The 21,771-nt window shown below is 35.3% G+C and carries 17 protein-coding genes; 7 read left to right on the plus strand and 10 right to left on the minus strand.

From position 1 onward, the window contains the following. Positions 1-20: 20 nt before the first annotated feature. The 3 genes from rnc to pyk all read left to right on the plus strand — a co-directional run bounded on the left by rnc (position 21) and on the right by pyk (position 2,809). Positions 21-761: a ribonuclease III gene (rnc, locus tag C1H87_RS13255; protein ID WP_102756275.1), complete on the plus strand. Its 741-nt coding sequence runs from the start codon at positions 21-23 to the stop codon at positions 759-761. A 120-nt stretch (positions 762-881) separates the two neighbouring features. Continuing rightward, positions 882-1,367 (plus strand): IPExxxVDY family protein, encoded by a 486-nt coding sequence (locus tag C1H87_RS13260; RefSeq protein ID WP_102756276.1) that lies wholly within the window; start codon positions 882-884, stop codon positions 1,365-1,367. Beyond that, a complete protein-coding gene (pyk, locus tag C1H87_RS13265; RefSeq protein WP_102756277.1) occupies positions 1,367-2,809 on the plus strand; it encodes a pyruvate kinase in 1,443 nt (480 codons plus the stop codon). Before C1H87_RS13260 ends, pyk begins: the two co-directional genes overlap by 1 nt. A 117-nt stretch (positions 2,810-2,926) precedes the next feature. On the opposite strand, the gene C1H87_RS13270 is transcribed toward pyk, so the two are convergent. From C1H87_RS13270 to dinB, 6 genes are all read right to left on the minus strand, one after another. Continuing rightward, on the minus strand, positions 2,927-3,802 hold the full coding sequence (locus C1H87_RS13270; protein ID WP_102756278.1) for a hypothetical protein: 876 nt from the start codon (positions 3,800-3,802) through the stop codon (positions 2,927-2,929). A 119-nt stretch (positions 3,803-3,921) separates the two neighbouring features. Continuing rightward, the gene (locus C1H87_RS13275) at positions 3,922-4,377 is read right to left on the minus strand and encodes a hypothetical protein (protein ID WP_158655221.1); all 456 of its coding nucleotides are present in this window, start codon (positions 4,375-4,377) and stop codon (positions 3,922-3,924) included. 47 nt (positions 4,378-4,424) lie between these two features. Then, positions 4,425-5,318, minus strand: coding sequence for a hypothetical protein (locus tag C1H87_RS13280; RefSeq protein WP_102756280.1), 894 nt, complete (start codon positions 5,316-5,318; stop codon positions 4,425-4,427). 27 nt (positions 5,319-5,345) lie between these two features. Then, a complete protein-coding gene (locus C1H87_RS13285) occupies positions 5,346-5,813 on the minus strand; it encodes a hypothetical protein (protein WP_102756281.1) in 468 nt (155 codons plus the stop codon). A gap of 9 nt (positions 5,814-5,822) precedes the next feature. After that, a complete protein-coding gene (locus C1H87_RS13290) occupies positions 5,823-6,389 on the minus strand; it encodes an RNA polymerase sigma factor (RefSeq protein ID WP_102756282.1) in 567 nt (188 codons plus the stop codon). 141 nt (positions 6,390-6,530) lie between these two features. Further along, the gene (dinB, locus tag C1H87_RS13295) at positions 6,531-7,628 is read right to left on the minus strand and encodes a DNA polymerase IV (protein WP_102756283.1); all 1,098 of its coding nucleotides are present in this window, start codon (positions 7,626-7,628) and stop codon (positions 6,531-6,533) included. 92 nt (positions 7,629-7,720) lie between these two features. On the opposite strand from dinB, the gene C1H87_RS13300 reads away from it, so the two are divergent. Genes C1H87_RS13300 through C1H87_RS13310 form a run of 3 tightly spaced genes read left to right on the plus strand, consistent with a single transcriptional unit; the run spans position 7,721 to position 9,632 of the window. Continuing rightward, positions 7,721-8,191, plus strand: a complete 471-nt coding sequence (locus tag C1H87_RS13300; protein WP_102756284.1) for a CYTH domain-containing protein — start codon at positions 7,721-7,723, stop codon at positions 8,189-8,191. A gap of 16 nt (positions 8,192-8,207) precedes the next feature. Next, positions 8,208-8,753 carry a YciI family protein gene (locus tag C1H87_RS13305; protein ID WP_102758265.1) on the plus strand — a complete coding sequence of 182 codons (546 nt, stop codon included), beginning with the start codon at positions 8,208-8,210 and terminating at the stop codon, positions 8,751-8,753. Beyond that, the gene (locus C1H87_RS13310; RefSeq protein WP_102756285.1) at positions 8,754-9,632 is read left to right on the plus strand and encodes an endonuclease/exonuclease/phosphatase family protein; all 879 of its coding nucleotides are present in this window, start codon (positions 8,754-8,756) and stop codon (positions 9,630-9,632) included. On the opposite strand, the gene pbpC is transcribed toward C1H87_RS13310, so the two are convergent. Next, on the minus strand, positions 9,633-11,984 hold the full coding sequence (gene pbpC, locus C1H87_RS13315; protein WP_102756286.1) for a penicillin-binding protein 1C: 2,352 nt from the start codon (positions 11,982-11,984) through the stop codon (positions 9,633-9,635). A 170-nt stretch (positions 11,985-12,154) separates the two neighbouring features. Continuing rightward, positions 12,155-12,871: a YqjF family protein gene (locus C1H87_RS13320; RefSeq protein WP_102756287.1), complete on the minus strand. Its 717-nt coding sequence runs from the start codon at positions 12,869-12,871 to the stop codon at positions 12,155-12,157. Between the two features lie 112 nt (positions 12,872-12,983). Here C1H87_RS13320 and C1H87_RS13325 point away from each other — a divergent pair, with 112 nt between their 5' ends. After that, positions 12,984-14,810: a T9SS type B sorting domain-containing protein gene (locus tag C1H87_RS13325; protein WP_102756288.1), complete on the plus strand. Its 1,827-nt coding sequence runs from the start codon at positions 12,984-12,986 to the stop codon at positions 14,808-14,810. A 251-nt stretch (positions 14,811-15,061) separates the two neighbouring features. Here C1H87_RS13325 and C1H87_RS13330 read toward each other — a convergent pair whose 3' ends face one another. Together C1H87_RS13330 and C1H87_RS13335 are read right to left on the minus strand one after the other, a co-directional pair. Beyond that, a complete protein-coding gene (locus C1H87_RS13330) occupies positions 15,062-15,916 on the minus strand; it encodes an SH3 domain-containing protein (protein ID WP_102756289.1) in 855 nt (284 codons plus the stop codon). Between the two features lie 263 nt (positions 15,917-16,179). Then, positions 16,180-21,753, minus strand: a complete 5,574-nt coding sequence (locus tag C1H87_RS13335) for an alpha-2-macroglobulin family protein (RefSeq protein WP_102756290.1) — start codon at positions 21,751-21,753, stop codon at positions 16,180-16,182. Between the last annotated feature and the right edge of the window lie 18 nt (positions 21,754-21,771).

Here is a 21,771-nt window from a genome sequence, read left to right on the forward strand (position 1 = left end):
TAAAATAACGTATATATCAGATGAAAAACATTCGCAACATATTAAATTCCCGTTTTAAACGCAACGGGAATTTTTTTATGGAATTAAGTAAGACACTTGGGTTTAAGCCCAAGCGTATTAAATTCTACAAAACGGCATTTACACACCGGTCCATGAATTTAAAAGATAGCAAAGGAAATGCTATTAATTATGAACGGCTTGAGTTTCTAGGTGATGCCATGTTAAGTGCTGTAATAGCGTCACATTTGTACTTAGAAGTGCCAAGTGGTGACGAGGGGTACTTAACAAAAATGCGCTCTAAAATTGTAAGTAGGGAGCATTTAAACGAACTGGGTAAAGACTTAAATTTAATAGACCTAGTTGAAAGCAAAATTCCTCCAGGTCAGTTTGGAGACAATATACACGGTAACATTTTTGAAGCCCTAATAGGTGCTATTTTTTTAGATAAGGGTTATAAGTTTTGCGAAAAGTTTATATACAAACGTGTTATTATTCCTTATGTAGATATTGAAACTTTAGAAGGTAAAGTTATTAGCTACAAAAGTTTACTTATTGAATGGTGCCAAAAAGAAAAGAAAACATTTGGATACAATGTGTATGAAGATACTGGAAATGATGATGTTAGACATTTTTCGGTAAAACTCTCCATAGATGAAAAAATTGTTGCAAAAGCTCGTGCAACTTCAAAGAAAAAAGCAGAAGAAAAAGCTTCAAAACGCGCTTTTTTTGCCTTCCAGAGCAAAATGTCTAAAATGATTTAAAACTTTCATAGATAAAAGTTCAGAACTATAACGTTTTCGTTTGTTTTGTTATTAAGTTAAGGTTAAACGTATTCCAATTGAAGGTTATAAATACTATATTTACCGCGTTAAATATAAGTCATGGCTATACACAAACTTATTCTAAACGATATTTTTGAAGAGGACTTATATACTTTAGTAGCAATTCATTGCACGCTTGAAGACTATCGTTTAGCGTATCTTTTAAATAGGTTCTTAGGAATAAGTCTTATTAGAAAGCCATTAGACTTAGATTATCAAAACGGAGAATCTACCTATTCAATTTTTGAGTGGGAAGATAAAAAACAGCAAACCATTTGGAATTTAGTTTCCAATGTTTGTAAAATGGAAGTTTATAGGGAAAGTGCAAATGAGTCGTTATTTGATTCTGAAGAAAAAATAACGAGGATAGCATATTTAGTACCAGAATATAAAACAGTAAATTATTTTTTAAAGATAGATAACGAAGTAAAATCTAGTAAAGAAAAATACATTTTAAATAACATATTAAAAGCCCCGCAAATTGCCACGGCTTATAGTATTGACGTAAATCAATTGAAATCTAAAGACAATTTAATTTTTAACTAATGTCGATAACAAAGAAAACAAAAATAGTAGCAACGTTAGGACCTGCTACAAGTACAAAGGAAGTTTTAAAAGGAATGCTGGAAGAAGGTGTTAATGTGTTTAGAATAAACTTTTCTCATGCCGATTATAATGATGTAGCCGAACGTGTTAAAATGATACGGGAATTAAATGAAGAGTTTGGTTTTACCGCTGCTATTTTAGCAGATTTACAAGGTCCTAAGCTTCGTGTTGGCGTAATGAAGGAAGAGGTTGTTGTACACCCAGGAGACGAAATTATATTTGCTACAGGAGAGCGTTTTGAAGGAACGAAGGAACGTGTTTACATGACCTATGAAAGGTTTCCTCAAGATGCAAAACCAGAAGAACGTATTCTTTTAGATGACGGAAAATTAATTTTTGAAGTCGTTTCAACTAACAAGGATAATGAGGTTGTTGCCCGCGTTATTCAAGGAGGACCACTTAAGTCTAAAAAAGGGGTAAATCTTCCTAATACGAATATTTCGCAACCAGCCTTAACGGAGAAAGATATAGAAGATGCTATTTTTGCTATTAGCCAAGGTGTAGATTGGATTGCTTTATCATTTGTTCGTCATGCCGAAGATTTAATGCAACTACGTGACTTAATAAATAAACATAGCGATTACAAAATTCCAATTATAGCTAAAATTGAAAAACCAGAGGCTGTAGAGAATATCGATAAAATCGTTACACATTGTGATGGTATTATGGTTGCTCGTGGCGATTTAGGAGTTGAGGTTCCTGCAGAGGAAGTACCACTTATTCAAAAGCAATTAGTATTACGTGCTAAAAAGGCGAGAATTCCGGTAATTATAGCCACTCAGATGATGGAGACTATGATTTCTAGTTTAACACCAACAAGAGCAGAGGTAAACGACGTTGCGAATTCGGTTATGGATGGTGCAGATGCCGTGATGTTATCTGGAGAAACGTCGGTTGGTAATTACCCGATACAGGTTATTAAGCAAATGGCAGATATACTAAAAAGTGTAGAAGACTCAAACTTAATTAAAGTACCACAGTTACCACCTCATATACGTACCAATCGTTATATAACCAAATCTATTTGTTACCATGCCGCTAATATGGCAAACGAAATAAGTGCTAAAGCAATTTCAACATTAACAAATAGTGGGTATACTGCGTTTCAAATTTCTGCTTGGAGACCTTCATGCCATATTTTAGTGTTTACTTCTAATAAACGTATATTAACGCGCCTTAGTTTGCTTTGGGGTGTTCGTACGTTTTACTACGATAAGTTTGTAAGTACAGACGAAACCATTGAGGATGTAAATGCCATTGCCTGTAAAATGGGATATTTAGAAGAAGGCGATATGCTTATTAGCTTAGCTGCAATGCCTATTAAAGATAGAGGTATGGTAAATACGCTTCGTGTTACCGAGATAGACAATTGTAACTTTTAACGAGTTAGTTAAGGGTTAATCATATTTTTTGTCATTCCTGCACATGTAGGAATGACAATAGCTTATTGTTATTTGAATAAGGTGGTGCGAAGATATTAGAACTAAAGCATGCCAATTCTACAAATCAAATAAATAGGCCATAGAAAGATTAAAAAAACCGGTTGTGTTTAGGCTGGATTCCGTACCTATAGCCGAAGGGAAGTTTATATTATACCCAAGTTCGAAATCAAAAGAGTTTGTACTAAATTCCAATGGAATATTAATTTGGGTATTAATTAAATCGAAAACATTATTTTCTAAATAATTTGTAACCGGTACACCATTTATAATGGATGTTTGCGCTAGCTCAAAAGTTTGCATACCAGCTATAATACTCAACTCTGGTCTTAATGTTAAACTACTTTTCTTGGTTTTAAACAATTTAAAAGACGCGTAACTTGTAGATGTGATTTGGAATGAATGGTCATTCCCAAACAAATAAGTTCCGGAGAGTTGTGTGCCAATATTACGTCGTTTGTTTTTTATGCCGGAGCCTAAGGTTAGAGCATAAAGAAAAGGATTGTTCACTCCGCTAGAATAAAAATATCTTGATGCTAGCGTATAAAGCCTAAACAACTTCTTTTTGCCTAGACTTTTGTTGTAGCCTATAGTAGCTGCTGTATAATCCCATTTAGGAACGAATTCACTATAATACATCCCAGACAGGCTAAGCATAAGTCCTTTGGAGTCTATATAAGTAAGCTGTGGTCTTATGTTGTATTGATCAATACCAATATCTCTTCCAGAGAAATAAGTATTGTTATTATAGCCTAAAGAGGCATATAAAAATTTAAAACTACTAACTCCTTGTATCAGCTCATCTAAAATATCGTCTTCCAAAAGACTATCAATAATCTCATCGACCTCTTTTTCTTTATCAAGGGGTAATTTTTCTTGTGAGTATGAAAATAGACCGTTTGATAATATTGCAAATACCAAGAAGATGTTTCTCATTGATGTTCATTTATACTTTAACATGAGTATGACGTAGTATCGTTTTAGATATAAATAGGGAAAAGTGGTTGAGTTTTATTCAACCACTTTTCTTTTTATTTAGGATAAAACACAAAGAATCAACCACCGCCGTTATCTCTTTTCCTTTTATTTCTATCGCGCCTTATAGACTCCCGCAATTCATTTCTATCTTCACCACTTCTAGTTCTATTTCGCGTACGTAAGTGCTGCCGTTGTTCGTGTGTAAAAGTTGCTCTAAATTGTGCTTTAAGTCTATTTACTTTAGCCTTATTCTCTTTAAGCAGATTTTTTTGGGCCTTGGTAAATGATACGATTAAAGCCCTGCGCCTTTCTTCTTTTGAAAGTTCTGCATTTTCTAATATGGTTAATTGTTCTGCAGTAAGACTGGCCTTAAAGGCTTTTCTATTTGCTTTAATTAAGTCACGTTGCTCCTGCATAAGCTTTTGCTGCTCTTTAGTTAGATTGCCTATATCAAGGTTCTCCTGAGCGCCTAAACTTGCGGTGCTTATAAATATGCCAAGCATGAGTAATTTAATTTTTTTTACAAATGTCATGTCTTAAGTTTTTGTTTCTTAACGAAACAGAGTGTCTTATTAGAAGCTTAGTGCTTTCTTCTTTTTCTTTTTAATTCTATTTCCGTAACCGTGCCATCAGCTTCAGTTAATGTGCCCACATTGTCGCAAGTACCATCTCCATAATCAAGACTAGAAGTTTCTCCATTTTTAGTGTATGTTTTAACACCTTCAACAATATACTTACATGCTGCTGGTTTTACTAAAGGCGTCGTAATTTCAACCGATCTCGTATTTCCTTCTGCATCTGTAAATGTATGTGATCCGGTAATGGTTTTTTCATCATCAGCATGTGTATGCGTATCTCCTCCACTTGTAATAACGACTAATCGTGTTCCAACTTTTGTTACAGTTCCTTCATCGGTTTCTACGGAGATATCTACGGAGCCACTAATTTGTGGGTTACCATCGTTATTTGCTGCCGTAAACTCATGAGTTTTTGTTCCGTTTATTACATGACCATTTATGGTGAAATCGGTAAAAGTCGCTGTACGGGTTCTGTCTGTATCAGAAATAGATTTTACTATGGTAATTGTTCCAGAAATAACATCACCATTTCTATCTATACAATTCTCTGGAAAAGATACTGTAATTGTAATGGTATTGTCTGTGACTTCTTTTGAAAATTCAGTACAGTCAGGAAAAAAACCAGAACGATCATGACAACGTTTTTCAGGAGGTAATTTTTCTGAATCTGATTTACCGGTAGTAGTCGATTCAAAGTCCAAAGAACTCATGGCATATAAGCTGTAAGAGTCTGCCGTGCTTTCAACTGCTTCAATAGAGGTTTCTAGAGCTACTAATTCCGGCACGTTTCCAGTTTCCAGAGCATCGTCTGTAACAGATTCATCTTTATTACAAGATGTGAAAAATAAAGTAAGTGCTGCCGTAGCTATAGCTACCATAAATTTGTTTTTTTTCATAACAAAGGTTTTAATTAGTAATTAATATTATAATGCTTCATCTAACAGAGCTTCTTCTAGAACATAATTGTCAATGAATTCGTCAATGTCGTTTTCTTCTACAAAAAGAGACGTGATTAAAATGTCATTTTCTGTAAACTCAGCAATGTCTTTCTCGAATTTGGTTTGTTCCAATAATTTAATGGTATCGGAAACGATAGATTGACTATCGTCTATAGGTAAGCTATTATTGGGTTTTATAATCGTAATGGCAATAAGTACTATAATAGATGCTGCTGCATACCAAATAAATGACTTGTTTAAAAAGAAAACAGATTTTTTAGGCTTCGTTTCTTCTGAAATTTTGTCTAATATATCTTGCTTGGATTTAGAAAAGTAATCTTCCGGTACGTTTAATCCCAGTTCCTCTTTATGTAACTTTAGCATATGCTTATCAAATAAATTTTGATGATTTACTTGATCTTTAGGTACTATATTATCGCTTTTTGAATCCATGTTATTTACTTAGACCTGGGTTTTTGTAAAAAGTTGAACAGCGTGCAAATTTTTTTCAATATGCTTAACCGTATTGTAGTAAGAAGACTTTATGGTGCTTTCCTTAACGCTTATAATTTCCTCTATATCTTTAAAAGTTAGATCGTCAAAATATTTCATTTGAAATATTTGTTTTTCCCTTTCTGGAAGTTCAAATAGAATTTGTTGTAGTTTTAATTGAGCGTCATTACTATCAAAAAAGACATCGCTAACTAAATTGTTTAAATAAGAGGTGTTAATGTCATCAATAGGAACATTTTGGCGTTTATTGTTTTTCTCTAAAAATCGAAGCGATTCGTTGTAGGCTATTCGATACATCCAGGTGTGAAGCGAGCTTTTTTGCTTAAAATTAGGCAGGCTCTTATAAACTCTTAAAAATGTGTTTTGAAGCACGTCATCTGCATTTTCGTGAGTAATTACCAGTTTGCGGATATGCCAATACAATCGTTCCTGGTAAAGGTTTAGTAGTTTTGCAAAGGCTTTTTCTCTACCCTTGGAAGACGTTAATTCTTTTACAAAAGTGGCTTCGTTTATCAAAAGTTTAACTGAAAGAGACTTAGTGTATTTTTAGAAAATACAGGTTAATAATCTTTAATTGTTTCAGTTAGACCTTTAAAAAGAGGAATAGTTTAGTTGATACTTAAAATATGTTGTAATTTGAAGATTGTAATATCGAATTTAAAACTCGAATTTTAATTGTACGCTCACGCTTTTTTGTTCTGGTTTTTTCTTGACTTCAGTGTTTAAATTTGACAAGGAAATTCCCAGTAGTCGGACGGAGTTATTCAATTTTTCCTGGTATAATAAACCTTTAGCGGTTTCTAAAATAATGCTTTTGTCGCTTATAAAATAGGGCAGTGTTTTGCTTCTGGTTTGCAATGTGAAGTCACTGTATTTAATTTTTAATGTGACTGTTTTTCCGGCAACTTCACTCTTTTTTAAACGCCGCGATACTTCTTCTGCAATATGATCTAGTTTTTCAAGCATAAAAACTTCACTGGATAGATTCTCGCTAAATGTACGCTCCGCTGCTAGCGATTTACGTATTCTATTTGGTTTTACTTCACTATTATGAACCCCCCTAACGATATAGTAATAGTAACGCCCAGATTTCCCAAAGTTCTTATCCAGATATTCCAGCGATTTACTTTTTAAATCTGCCCCAGTAAAAATACCTTTTTGATACATTCTCTCCGCTGTCACCTTACCAACACCATAAAACTTCCTAATATCCAGTTTTTCTAAAAACTCGATAACCTCTTCGGGGTTCAAGGTTTTTTGTCCGTTGGGTTTATTATAGTCGCTGGCAATCTTAGCTATAAACTTATTAATTGAGATTCCTGCCGAAGCCGTTAATCCGACTTCCTTAAGAATACGTTCACGAATCTCTTTAGCAACTAAAGAAGCACTTGGATTTCCTTTTTTGTTCTCGGTAACATCTAAATAAGCTTCATCCAAAGAAAGCGGTTCTACCAAATCGGTATAATCGTAAAAGATGCTTTTAACCTGTTTTGAAATTTCACTATATCTTTCAAAACGGGGTCTTACAAAAATTAAATGCGGACATAATTTAGATGCTAAGTTGCCAGCCATGGCACTTTTTACACCAAATTTTCTGGCTTCGTAGCTTGCGGCACTAACAACTCCTCGTTTACCACCACCGCCAACAGCAATGGCTTTTCCCTTAAGATCAGGGTTATCCATTTGCTCTACAGAAGCATAGAATGCATCCATATCTATGTGTATGATTTTTCGTATTGGTAAATCGCCAGACATACTGTAAATTTAGGCATTCTTGCGAAGGCAGGGTTCTCAATTTTATGAGATTTGAATAAAATTAACAAGATATCCGCTCTCGTGGCGTTATTATGATAGAGATAGAACGTAAATTTTTAGTAACGTCTAGTGCTTATAAAGATGAAGCATTAAAGCATACTAGAATTATTCAAGGGTTTTTAAATACCCATAAAGAGCGTACAGTTCGTGTTAGACTAAAAGGAGATGTTGGATATTTAACGGTTAAGGGGGAATCGTCAAAAGACGGTCTGTCGCGATTTGAATGGGAAAAAGAAATCCCTAAAACAGATGCCGAATCCCTTCTAAAAATTTGTGAACCAGGGGTTATTGACAAGATTCGCTATGAGGTAAAAGTTAAAAACCATACTTTTGAAATTGATGAGTTTTTTGGTGACAATGAAGGTTTGGTTATTGCCGAGGTTGAATTAGAAAGCGAAAATGAAACTTTTGAAACCCCTTCTTGGTTAGGTGAAGAAGTTACAGGAAACATAAAATACTACAATTCACAGTTAAGTAAACACCCATATAAAATCTGGTACTAATTAAAAAATGATAACCATGAAGAATTTATTACTAACACTATTTTTGGCATGTACGCTTTTATCGTGCAAGGATAAGGCGAAGGCATCTATTTCAGACATTAAAGAAGATGTTTCTGAAGTTGTAGAAGAAAAAGCAGATTCTATAATAGAAGTTGTAGAAGAGCCTATTAAAAAAACAGCCAAGCAAATTAAGGAAGAACTTACTACAAAAGGCTTTAAGGTTTTTGATTATGTTGATGAAAAAACTCAAGACACGGTTATAATGCAGCAGTATTTTGTGGCATTTTTAAAAACGGGGCCTATTAGAGGACAAAATGAGGAAGAAGCCGCTTTATTGCAGCAAGAACATTTAGCACATTTAAGTAAAATGTATGAGCTTGGGTATGCAGATATTTCTGGACCTTTTGGAGATGAAGGGGATATTCGAGGGATTACGATTTATAACGTGCCTACACTAAAAATGGCAGATAGTTTAGCAAACTCAGACCCTATGGTAAAAGCAGGGCGCTTAGAGATTGAAATACATCCGTGGTGGGCAGGAAAAGGCTTTCCTTTACGATAGATGTTAAAAGGTTTAAAGCGTCTGTTTAGTGTTATTAATGTTGTAATAATTATAGCATTACTCGCTATTCATTTTGTTTTAAAGGAGAGTAGCTTACAAACTTCTCTATACTTTTATAGCTTTCCGCTTCCTGTTATTATCATCGTTGTTTTAATACTTGCTATCTTTCTTAAGAGGGGGTTAAAAAAGTATAATTTATGGCTCGCAGCCATATTGATGATTGTTTGGTTAGGTAGAAGTTTTAAAGTACATATTTCGGAAACTGTTAACGAGCGGGATTTGGAAGTCGTATTTTGGAATGCATCTCATGAAAGAAATTTTCAGGATGTATTCAATAAAAGTGATAGTATTCCCGATGTTGTTGTTTTAGCAGAATATCATGGTAAGATATTAGAGGAAACCAAGTTAAAATACTCTGATCGCTATTTTTATAAACATCCTACCAGAAGAATAGGGATATGCTCAAATAGGCCTATAAACATTAAAGAAATTATACTATCAAAATATGAATCTACCGTGATTCGTTTTGAAACAAACGATGTTAATTTCTATGTAGTAGATGTATCTGGAAGTATGGATGTACCACGAAATTGGGAACTGGGATTTGTTAACAAGTCCATCACCCAGACAAAACGGACTATCGTTCTAGGAGACTTCAATGTACCGTATGAATCTAAGTATTTAGAGGATCTAAAAACGGATTTTAATCATGCCTTTTCAGAAAAGGGTAATGGTTTTATGGAAACCTGGTTTTGGAATATTCCGTTACTATCTTTAGATCATATTTGGGTTTCTAAAGACTTGGAAATTCTTAAAACTGAAAAGATAGGTACTTTTAAATCCGATCATAGTATGATAAAAACGTTTATAAGAAAGTAATTATTCCGAAATCGTAATTTTACGTTTGGCTTCATTTCCAAATTCATCTACAACAGTAATTATGTGTGCTCCCTGTTTTGGGATAATTGCCAAGTCGTGAATGTCTTTAGTACTAGCAATAAAAGTGTTGTCTAGATACCAAAATAAGGTGCTTTCGGGTTTAGAATGTGCTATTTTTAAAACCAGATCATTTGTTTTGCCGTCAAAATCTTTTGGTAAAAAAATGGCATTGTTTTCTTTAGGGTAAATAAACGCCATCGAAACAGTATTCGAACCTATACAATCGCTCCTAAATTTAGGAAGTGGTTTATAAAATGGGTTTTTGGTTTTGTAATAATATGCCATTAAAGGCGGTAAAACAAACCAGGATTTGTGCGTGATATTGCCTAAATCCTCGCAAGAAGAATTTACTTGAAACGATTCGTTTTTATCCACATGAATTAGTATATGATACGGACAAGGTGTTGTTTTTAAACCGCTAACTTGAATAAACTTTTGTTCAATGGCATCACAATTAGGAGACGCTCTATGTCCGCTTAGTGTGCAAACATCTATCTCTTGCATTTCGTCAAATGGTTTTGAAAACCAATTGCTGTTCGGTAATAAATCGAACACATCAAACAAAATTGGTGCTGCAGTTTGTACCCCAACCAGGCCGGGTCGCCCTTCTCCATCGGCATTGCCAACCCATACGCCGACCACGTAGTCTTTAGTCGAACCAATGGCCCATGCGTCTCGAAACCCGAAACTGGTACCTGTTTTCCAGGCAATTTGTTTAGAACCATCGAAAAACTCCCAACTTTCGTCACTCTCTGGTCTGTTTACTTCTTTTAAACTTTCATAGGTTAAATAAATAGATGCAGCATCAAAAAGAGTTTTATCTCTGGTTTTATCACCAAAGTCAATTGTCTCTGAAGCCAAAAAGGTCGGTTCGCAAAATTCATTCGTAAAATACTCACTAGAGGTTTCCGAAAAGTGGTTTAGGGTAGAGGAAAGGGCTGCATAACTTTTGCATAAATCCCATAGATTGCTTTCTGCGCCTCCTAAAATAAGCGACAATCCGTAATGATTTGCATTGTATTTCAAGTCTTTTAATTGCAGTGTTTTTAAATAATGATGAAATCTGTCTAAACCAAAATCTTGAAGCATTCTAACGGCAGGAACATTTAGCGAACGGGATAGGGCCCTACTTGCAGGTATTGCACCATCGTAGGTTTTATTAAAATTTTCTGGATTATAACTGCCAAACTGGGTAGGTACATCGGTTACCAGTGTATGAGGAAGTAAATCTCCAGCATCTAACATTGCTGCATATAAAAAAGGTTTTAAAATACTGCCTGTGCTTCTGGGTTTATCAATAATATCTACGTCCTTTTGATGTACTTTATCTGTTGGAGTATTGCCTACATAAGCTAAAACCTGTCTGGTTTTTACATCTAAAACTAATACTGCGGCATTATAAATTTCATTTTGACTTAGTTGATTGTAATGACTTTTCACTATATGGTTTACACGCTCTTGTAGCTTGACATCGATAGTAGTTCTTATACGTTCTCCATGGTTGGTATGAGATGCTTTTTGTAATAAATGAGGTGCTATTTGCGGTAACCGATAGGGTTTTTGAGGTAAGCTCTCGGCAATAGATAGTTTGTAAGTTAGTGAGTCTATAATTTGATTTATTAAAAGCTTTGTTAAAAGCCGATCTCGCTTTTTTAATAGTTTTTCTTGATTCTTTCCTGGATAAATTAAACTAGGAGCATTGGGTAAAACGGCAAGCGTAGCACTCTCTGCCCAGGATAATTGGCTGGCATCTCTGTTGAAATAACGCCACGAAGCAGCATCTAGCCCAACTACATTTCCTCCAAATGGGGCATTGCTGCTGTAATAGGATAGAATTTTATTTTTAGATTCCCGAAGCTCTAATCGGGATGCCAAAATAATTTCTTTTATTTTTTCAAGGTATGTTCTGGATTGCCCTTTTCTAGATAGTCTAATAACCTGTTGGGTAATCGTGCTACCTCCTCGTTTTATGCCACCAGATTTTAAATTTTCCCTTAAAGCTTTAAATATGGATATGGGATTAAAACCAGGGTGCTTGTAAAAATATTCGTCTTCGAATTGAACGATGCAGGTTTTGAATTTTTCTGGGATACTATCGTTTTGTGGAAATCGCCATTGACCGTCTTTAGCAATCTGGGCTCCCAATAGTTCATTGTTTGAACTTGTAATTACTGTTGTTGTTGGGTCTTTAAAAAGCTGTTTTGGTAAACTGAAATAATAAACAATTAATAACACAGCAAGTGTTGCTGATTTTATTTTGTTGTGCTTTATGTAGGTTATAATTCTGTTCATTTTGTTTTTTGATGCTTCTTACTTTTGACTCATTCGTTTTCTTTTCCTTCTGACTTTGATTTCTTTGTTGAAACAAAAGCCGTGTTCCCTTTACTTAGATTTCGGTTACTTCGACTCCGCTCAGTAACCGGTAAGGAGCTGGTATTTATATTTTAGTTTAAAAATTGATTTTATAGTTTTCTTTTATCCCAAGTTAAAACTTGCACGCCGCTGGAATAATGTGTTTTATCGGGTTGGTTGTTTATTAAATGACTAAATCTTGGATAGTTTAGGTTTAGTTTGTTAATGCTAATTGATTGCATTGGCCACTCTACATGATGTACGTCGTATTCAATAATATGGTTTTTGTAATCTTGAAAAACGGCATAACGCTCGGTAAGCCACAAATCGGTTTCGTCTTTTTTAATAGATGTGTCTTCTAAACTGTATTCCATATTAAATGAGTCATTAAATACTTTGTTTTTTGATGTATACACCCCATCGTTTCTACTCATTTTTGAGTATTGATACGGAAATTTAGATATTACTTTTAATATGTTGCATGATGATCGTTTACTGCTTTCCATATTTAAAAAGTAAACACTCGGTTTATCATTGTAGGTAATATAAACCCTAATGTTGATTTCAAAAAAATCAGATATATAAGGCACTTTAGGTAAGTTTCTAATACCTATATTGTTCATCGTGAAAGCTACAAGGCTTACCCAGGTTTTTCCATTGATGGTATCTGGTTTCATACCATTAGGAAGAAAGGGCATTATTTCCTCGGGATTTACTTTCCAATGTAAAAAAACAGCCTTATTCCATTCTTGGTAAAATTTCCATTCCCTTTTAGGGTATTGAAACGGTCTATGGTCCGTTTGTTGCAATATTTGGTCGGATTTCATTCTTGATTAACCTATTTTTTTACTAATATAGCTCATTGGTACTATTTAAGATTAAAAATACCAAGTTATCAAAATCACTCTAACTCAAATATGGCTCATTGTTTTTGCTGCTATGTGTTTTAATACATATGCACAATTAGGGTTCTGTCCTGGAAACTCTGGAGACCCCATTTTTGTTGAGACGTTTGGAGCTGGCACAGGAAGTGTTGGAATTCCATCGGGTTCAACAACCTATCAACTTTCTAGTGGAGGAGCACCCAACGATGGATTTTATACCGTATCAAACAATACAGATTGGTTTGGATGGCATGTTATTCCAGATCATACCGGAGATCCTAATGGTAGAATGTTGATTGTAAATGCTGCTTTTACAGCAGGAGAGTTTTTTAGCATTCCTGTTTCCGGGCTTTGTGAAAACACGTCTTATGAGTTTTCTTCTTGGATGATTAACTTGTTGCCTCCATCTAGATGTAACGGAGGTATTCCCATTAATGTAAGATTTGAAATTTGGGATAGTACCAATACCGATTTACTTAAAAGTGGTGACACTGGAGCGATTAATGGTACATCTAGCCCTAATTGGGATCAATATGCTTTAACATTTCAAACCAAACCGGGGCAGACTTCGGTTATTTTAAAAATGTTAAATAATGGTGTTGGTGGTTGTGGTAACGATTTGGCTTTAGATGATATCGTGTTTAGAACCTGCGGTGATAGGGTTGTTATAGAAGACCCTGCTGTTAATACTAATGTTTATTTATGTGAAAACGAAGTTCCGTTTTCCACACAATTAACAGCAAGACCTGATTTTTCAATTTTTTCTACACATTTTTATCAATGGCAGGAAAGCTCAAATGGTATTGTTTGGAACGATATTCCTATGGCTACAAATGCAACATACAATACGCCAAATATAAGCTCTCAGACGTTTTATAGAGTAAAAGTTGCCGAAGATGTTATTAATTTATCAAGTAATTTATGTAGCTCAACTTCCGAAATTTTTGAAATCGGAATCATTCCATTTCCAGCCGCACCAGTAAGTAATGGCGATTTAACCATTTGCGAAAACGATCCCACACCTCTTTCTGTAAATGTTCCTAGTGGCGTAATTGTTAATTGGTATGATGCTCCAACAGGGGGAACTCCGTTTTTATCTGGAAGTGCCTCATACAAACCAACAAGCTCTGGAGTTTATTATGCCGAAGCTGAAACAACAACTGCTGGTTGTAGATCGACTACAAGAGCTCGGTTACAAATAGACTATTTAGAGGTGCCTGAGGTTATAGATGAGTCATTGTCGTTTTGTGAAAACACCATCACAACATTACGTCCAAATGTTATAAATCCTTCAGTTGTTACAGCTTATCGTTGGAATACCGGAGAAACTACTGAAACCATAGATGTTAGTAATGAAGGAACGTATACTGTCGACGTTTTTAATGGTACATGCTTTGAAACAAAAACAATTACCTTATCTCAAATAAATAACCCGGAAATAGAAAATATAGATTCTGATGGTAGCGATATTGTTATTACCACGTCGAATACCGGGGATTTTATATATTCTTTAAATGGGAACATATTTCAATCGAGTAATGTGTTTTCTGGTATTGAAGGTGGGTTGTATACTATTTATGTCAAAGAACGAAACTGTAGTGAAATTATCACCGAACAGTTTTTACATTTTTATGTTCCTAAATTCTTTACTCCCAATAACGACGGTAATAATGATGTATTCGATTTAAAAGGCATCGAGTTTTTCTCATCATCTTACGTGTCTATTTTCGACCGTTACGGAAAGTTGTTAAAGAACTCCAGAAACAGTCCGTTTTCATGGAACGGAACGTTTAAAAATCAGCCCTTGCCCACAGGTGATTATTGGTATGTTATTGTTATAGATAACCAAAAAATAACTGGGCATTTTACTTTAAAGCGTTAATTAACGCGAGTTTCTATCTTAAAAACAGTCTAATTTTAACGATAAGTACACTAAAAATGTTACTTGTCGCCTTGAGTACTTCGGCTATGCTCAGCATAAACTAAAGTCGAAAGGTCATTAAAGTCTATAAATTTAAATAGGTTTCGACTTTAGCCTGTCTTGAGCGGAGTCGAAAGGCTCAACCTGACACCTGAATTAAATCATTGACATTCAATATGATAATATTGTAGTTACGTCGAAACTCACGTTAATTAACATCCCATCGGAATTTCAAAGACAATTATTTTTTCAATTTTTTCGTCGTTCATAGTGGTGAAAACTACTTTGAGAGAAATATGACTCATTGAAACTACGGCAGGGTATTCGTTTATAGATTTTACATGTTTTACTAGCTCAGCCCAATCGTCACCACAATGTGTTTTAACGGCTTGTTTAAACGCATTAATATCAACGTCTTTGAATTTACCCCAAGCGTCGTCTGTATAAGAATTTGTTTTGAACTGATTAAGGGCTTTTAATGGTTTTAAGGGCACCCAACTGGAATAATAGCTTTTCCAATCCAATAAATCACAATGAGGGCCTTCATTCATAATAGAGACACTGTTTACATACCTTTGAAATACTTTAATGTCTTTATAATCTGTATGATGCTTGATTCTAATGTTTTTTTCTTCAATGGATTCTCCAAGTTCTAAGGCGACATCAATAGTGTCTTTATTCTCTTTAAGCACAAAGGCATACAGACCGTCTACAGATAATGAGAACAATTCGTCGAAACCTACTTTAAAGCGTTTTTTTAGTTTTTCTTCTGTTAAATAGCCATTAAAAACATATCCTATTTCTGTGCTATAATCATCCTCTTTGGTGATGATTTTTACCCATTCACCAGAGATAACGTCATTATTGTCTATAACCTCTAATTTTAAGTTTGTGTATTCCATAACCTCTAATTGTGTACCATAGTCTAACTTAGTTACCCTGTTCGAGGTTCTGTCTGGCTTTTCTCTTAAAATTAATCCGTTGTCTGCTTTTACATAGTGTAATTCTTGTGCTTGTGCAAAATTGAAAGCGATCAATAGTGCGATTATGTTTATGTATGTTTTCATTTGTTCTGTTTTAAAATTATTAATCCTCTCTGGGCATAAAAACCCTTCCGACTTTAATTTCTTTTACTGAAATTAAAGCCGCCTTCCCTTTACTTCGACTCTGCTCAGTAACCAAGGAAGGAGCTCATGCTAATTTTTTTTGGTGAATTAGTTATAATTTTCTCGTTAAGTTCTCCTCCTTTGCTTAGACTACGTTCTGCAAACAAAGGAGGAGTGGGTACTATTTCAAGATATTGAAATAGAAAACGAAGATGTAGTTTACACTACTTCTCAACAGTAATCCATTTACCTTTGGTTCTTACCAGGTATTCATTATCGTACATGGCTTCAGCTTGAACACCAGGTAAATAATAAGTTCCTAAATATGATGCGTTAAGCATTACATTAAAGGTTTTGGTGCTTTGCCTTCCTTTTCGTCCCAGATCGAAATAGAAATTAACACGGTCGTCTCTAATATCTGTAAATCTGGCTTGGCTGGTCGTTGTACTTCCAAAATCTGTAAAGCGGGTATTCACGATTTCCCACCCGGATGGAAAAATCTGTGTTAATGCCACATCATTAATGGCTTCATCCTTAAGGTTGCTAACTTTTACAGACGCTACAAAGTCTTGACCTTGCATGAGGTTAGAAACATCTATAGTATTCCCTTTTAAATCTTTATACGTGTAGCTAACACTCAGTCCACGTTGTTCTGTTAATTCCTCTCCAAGCGGTAGCTTTCCTGAATTTAATACGCGTACATAAACGATATTATCTTTATTATTGGTAAAGGATATCGTGTTTTCGCCGTCTATAACTTTTAGCTCACGTTGGGCAATGGCACTTTTGGTATTTATGGTTTCCTTTTTCCCGTTTAGGGTATAGTTTAGATTAAGCGCTTTTCCTCCATTTGCTTCTACCATTTTTGCAATGGCTAGTAAGCTATAAGCGGTGGTTTGCGTACTCATCCAACGATTGCTCGATAAGTCTTTGGCAATGTATTCAGATAATTCACGTCTTTTCGAATTTTTAGTAAGCACCATAGTCTCTAAAGCCATAGCACGGTTTCTGTCAACAGAACCATAGGTGTAATAGTTATAACGAACGGGTTTAAAATTAATATTTGCTGTTTTAGAAATAGCGTCGCTAGCCTCTTTTTGTCCAGCTAACGCATAAGCTGCTGCTAATCGCCATTTGGCTTCGTTCGATATTTCGCTAAACTCGCGCAATCTGTTCATAGCGGCTAAATCTGCTTGTCCAGCTAATGCCAAAGTATATAATCTATAAGCCTGTGCTAAATCGGAATTATAACTTCGATAACTAGGTCTCCAATCTCTTGCCGCTTGTTGCTGGTATTTAACCCAATTGCTTTTAAAGGTAAGTGGTAAAACATAACCTTTCTTTTCGGCTTCTAACATAAAATGCCCGGCATAACTTGTTCCCCAATCGTTGGTGTAGTTTTCACCAATCCAATAACTAAGACCTCCGTCTGGTCTTTGAAAATGCCCTAAACGTTTAATACCGTTTTCAATATTAGTCTTGATTTTTTGTTTTTTATCATGCGTTAAATCAAAAATATCGTTTAAAAATAGCTGAGGGAATACACTCGATGTGGTTTGCTCTACACAGCCATGCGGATATTGGATTAAGTATTGTAATCTACGTGAAAAATCCATTGGAGGCATCGTAGAAAACTCCAGAGTCGCAGCATTTGTTCCGTATACACCAAATGTTGAAAACGCTACGGATTCTGTTGCATTTGCTTCTAAAACCTGATCTATTGGTTTTGATGTAATAGGATTTGGATTAAAAACATCCAGCTCTACTTTATACGTTGATTTCTCGCCGTTTCCAGAGGCAATAACTTCAACGGTATTGAAACCTTTGGCTTTACTAACATCCAACTCAAAATAAGCCATTTTTTCATCAGGTTTAGCAAACGAAAGTGTTTTTGATTTGTCGCCTACAACCGAAATGCCATTGCTTAGTTTCAAGCTAATGTTTACATTTTTAACCTTAGGCTCCATGGCAAAAACAGTTACAGGGAGGGTTACTTTTTCTCCAGGGCTTAATTTCCGCGGAAGCGATGCCAGTACCATTAAAGGCTTTTTAACTTCAACAGATTTTTCTGCGCATCCGTAAGCTTCAGTGGTGTTGTTTCCAGCAATAACCATAGTTCTTACGGCTCCAATGTAATTTGGCATTTTTATGTTATGCGTTTTACTTTTACCGGCTTTTAAAGAGAACGGTCCTAAGTAGGTAACCACAGGTTTAAAGCGGTTTGCTTTTTTGTTTTTTCCACCGGCGGCACTTCCATCACCACCAATAGAGAATACTTGATCTATACTGCCTGAATAAGCACCAATAACATCGTCGAAAATATCCCAGGTTTTTACACCTAGAGCTTCGCGAGCGTAAAAAGAGCTCCATGCGTTAGGCGTTTTAAAACGTGTAAGATCAAGCAGACCTTCTTCAACCACAGCTATGGTATAGGTCATGGCTTTTTCGTTTTTTTCCGATACGGTTACTTTAAATTCTTGCTCCGGACGTAATTTGTCCGGCATTTTTATTTCTGGTTCTAGCTTAGTTTCAGGGTCTTCAACCATCATAGGAATAACCCCAAATAGGCGAATTGGTAAATCGTTAGCCGAAATAGCATGTGGTTGTAATAGTGAAATATTAATGAACACATTAGGAGCCATATCAGACGTTACCGGAATATCTACTACCGTTTCTCCCGGTTTTGTTTTTACCCATTTATGTTCTAATACTTCTGTGCCGTTTTCTATACTTACTAATGCGCGCCCTTCACTACCTGATTGGAAGGTTATTTTGGCTGTTTCCCCAACATCGTACTTTTCTTTATCTGCCGAGAAAACGAGCATTTTTGCTGCACTTTTATCTCCTGATGACGAATTTAACCACCAGTTTTTATAAAAATAAGCTGTTCTTCCTGTGGCATGTCCGCTCACAGGGTCTTTAATTCGAATAAGGTAACGACCACGTTCATTGTCTGGGATGTTTATGTTTAGTGTTGCTTTACCGTTGGCATCGGTGCTTATTTTAGAGTTTAAATAAGGTCTGTGATAACTGCTGGAAACGTAACTAGATAAGTTGTCGTAAGATGAGTTCCACCACCAACGCCATTCAATTTTATAAACCTTTACTTCTAGGTTGTTTCGTTTTACAGGCTTCCCATTGGCATCCACTACGACCACATCAAAACTTTGGTTTTCATCTGTAAAATAAGAACCATATGCATTTCCTTTTGGAGAACGTAACCCGACAAAAGAACTGTAGGGTGCATATTTTTTAGTAAACGCATCTAACGAGAAATCACCACCATTTTCGAAAGCACGTACCAAAAACTGCACGTTTAACATGCCCGGAGCATTTTTTCCAACAGCTATTTTATTAGTGATTTTGGCTTGTCCTTCCTCGTTTACACGCCCTTCAAAAACATTAATTTCTTCAGTATTAAATTTGCGAGTAGGATCGTTAAACGTATAGCCTTTATACTTTTTAAAACCAGAATACGACGTACTGAATTTTGCTTTTATCTCAGTTTTTAAGTTCTTTCCTGGTGCTCCATGAAGCCATTTTACACCCAGTGTTCCTTTTAGTGGTTCGGTACTTGTAAGGATGTCGTTTTCAAAATCAACTTTAATTTTTAATCGATTTGGTTTAACGGTTTCAATTTTTAAGCCTTTATAAAATGTAGCGCCTCCAACAGAGACTTTCGCGTTGTAATCTCCTGTTTTATCTTCTGTAGATGTTGGAACCGTGAATTTGAAAAAGTTATTAAGGTTATCTGTACTAACTTTTTTATAAACAAGCTTGCCATTCGGGTCGGTAATTTCAAGCTTAACAGGATGCTGTTTTGGGAGTTTGTTGGCTTGATCGTTTAGCATAAACGTTAAGTGCAAGGTATCGCCAGGTCGCCAAACACCACGTTCGCCGTAAATATATCCTTTAAGCCCGCGTTGTAACCTATTACCAGAAACATCAAACTTGCTTAACGATAATGAATTCCCATCGTGAAGTTTTACATAACTGGCATTGTTTCCTTTTGAAACAATAGCAAAAGAAGCATGTTTTTCGGCATCGATAATGGTTAAACCCTCTTTATCTGTATTGGCTTCTTCTATTTTTTGTTGTTGGAAGTTATAAAGCGCTACTGTAGCGTTAGCTTCCGGCTCGGTATTTAAAATATTGGTAACCGCAAAGTAGTAGGAGTTATTAGTGCCTCGTTTTGCAATAACCCCCAGATTCGAAGCAATTAGGTTTTGGTATACGATACGGCTTTCGCTATAGTAAGCATCATGACAAGGGTTTTCTTGTTCGCGCCAGTTGTACGAATAGTTTCGGTATCTGTAGTTAAGGTTGTTCCAGTAGGCTTCTTCTTTTAAATCTTCGTCTTCTTCCGAAGTTTCGTTTCCATAATCGTAATCGTCTTCGTAGTATTCATCTTCATAATAATCCTCGTTATTTTCACTATTATTTACGCTAACAACAGCATCGCAATCGTACAACGAATAACTTTTATTAAAACTAACTTCTACACGATAAATAGCCCCGGCATCTACTTTAAAGAATTTTGATAAATCAATGCTGTAGGCTTTCCATTTTCCTGTGTTTTCGTTTTCTGATACTAGCGGAATGGTTTGTTTTGCAATACGGCGTCCTACTTTTCTAATTTCATGGCTGTTATTGCTGTTCATGTTATTGTCTTGCAAAAACTGAAGCACATTGTCTTCGAAAATTTTAATCACCCTTACATCTACAGCACTTAAATTAACGGCTTCGAAATTGAATTTTAATTCTTCTGAATTTGGCAAAATAGAACCATTTCCAATTAAACGTACTTGTGGTTTTAATGCTTCGAAACCAATAATTTCTGAAAAAGGTGTTTTAAGTTTAAAGCCATCTGTGTTTTTAATGCCTTGAAAAATATCAACCTGGATATTACCCACCAGTTTAGTATCTGGATATACTTTTAGCACATTGCCATCAACTACGAATTTGGGTTTCTTTATGTTTTGAAGAGTGATGAGTCCGTCAAAATTTTGTTGCTTTTTTAGCGGATCTGAAAAGTTGATTAGTAAATATTGTTCTGGGGATTGAATAACTTCTGTTTTGGTAATTGTAAAGTTGTTTACGCCCGGAATAGCAACCTCATTCTCGCCCTTGTTCTCGGCATCAATAGCTTTTCCGTTCCACGATACAAGAATGTTGCTGTCTTCTATTAAGCGGCTAATACTATCTATTTTAAAATCGAAAACCTTGCTTTTTTCGTTAGCTTCGTTAAATACAATGTTTAAATTATTTCCGTTTTGTGATGCCTTTACTAATTGCCTGGCGTTCTCTAAAGAAATAACATCTGCCGATTTAATAACACCTTCTAAATACTGCCATTTTTTACTGTAAGATTGCAGGTTGTTCGTTACAATATTGAAGCTTGGCGTAATGGTTTTAAATTGAAAGGTATATGAGCTGAAATCGCTGGGAATATCTTTGTAAATGTCTGAAAGTTTAACCTTAACAGTATATTCTGTAGCAGATTGTAGTGGCTCATCTGGAGTAAACATTAAAGCATGTTTGTTGGCTACCATTAATTTTCCCTCTACATATGGACTTATGGAAACGATACGATCTGTGATTTCCTGACCCATTTCCCAACTCGCTACTTCTTCGGTTAAATTTATTTCAATAGGGCTCATTACCGATGTTAACCCTGATGTTGTATAACTTATGTAATCCTTAAACTTGAAAAGATTATCTGTTTCGGTAACTTTCTTTTTACAAGATGCAACTATTGCAATAAGCACTAGAATAGCAGAGAGTTTTTTTAATAGCATAAGATGATGGTTTTAAAT

The sequence above is a fragment of the Flavivirga eckloniae genome (assembly GCF_002886045.1).
Classification (GTDB): domain Bacteria; phylum Bacteroidota; class Bacteroidia; order Flavobacteriales; family Flavobacteriaceae; genus Flavivirga; species Flavivirga eckloniae.

Coding starts and splice junctions, on each gene's coding strand:
- rnc (WP_102756275.1), top strand. CDS start 21: ATGAAAAACATTCGCAACATATTAAATTCCCGTTTTAAACGCAACGGG.
- C1H87_RS13260 (WP_102756276.1), top strand. CDS start 882: ATGGCTATACACAAACTTATTCTAAACGATATTTTTGAAGAGGACTTA.
- pyk (WP_102756277.1), top strand. CDS start 1,367: ATGTCGATAACAAAGAAAACAAAAATAGTAGCAACGTTAGGACCTGCT.
- C1H87_RS13270 (WP_102756278.1), bottom strand. CDS start 3,802: ATGAGAAACATCTTCTTGGTATTTGCAATATTATCAAACGGTCTATTT.
- C1H87_RS13275 (WP_158655221.1), bottom strand. CDS start 4,377: ATGACATTTGTAAAAAAAATTAAATTACTCATGCTTGGCATATTTATA.
- C1H87_RS13280 (WP_102756280.1), bottom strand. CDS start 5,318: ATGAAAAAAAACAAATTTATGGTAGCTATAGCTACGGCAGCACTTACT.
- C1H87_RS13285 (WP_102756281.1), bottom strand. CDS start 5,813: ATGGATTCAAAAAGCGATAATATAGTACCTAAAGATCAAGTAAATCAT.
- dinB (WP_102756283.1), bottom strand. CDS start 7,628: ATGTCTGGCGATTTACCAATACGAAAAATCATACACATAGATATGGAT.
- C1H87_RS13300 (WP_102756284.1), top strand. CDS start 7,721: ATGATAGAGATAGAACGTAAATTTTTAGTAACGTCTAGTGCTTATAAA.
- C1H87_RS13305 (WP_102758265.1), top strand. CDS start 8,208: ATGAAGAATTTATTACTAACACTATTTTTGGCATGTACGCTTTTATCG.
- C1H87_RS13310 (WP_102756285.1), top strand. CDS start 8,754: ATGTTAAAAGGTTTAAAGCGTCTGTTTAGTGTTATTAATGTTGTAATA.
- pbpC (WP_102756286.1), bottom strand. CDS start 11,984: ATGAACAGAATTATAACCTACATAAAGCACAACAAAATAAAATCAGCA.
- C1H87_RS13320 (WP_102756287.1), bottom strand. CDS start 12,871: ATGAAATCCGACCAAATATTGCAACAAACGGACCATAGACCGTTTCAA.
- C1H87_RS13325 (WP_102756288.1), top strand. CDS start 12,984: ATGTGTTTTAATACATATGCACAATTAGGGTTCTGTCCTGGAAACTCT.
- C1H87_RS13330 (WP_102756289.1), bottom strand. CDS start 15,916: ATGAAAACATACATAAACATAATCGCACTATTGATCGCTTTCAATTTT.
- C1H87_RS13335 (WP_102756290.1), bottom strand. CDS start 21,753: ATGCTATTAAAAAAACTCTCTGCTATTCTAGTGCTTATTGCAATAGTT.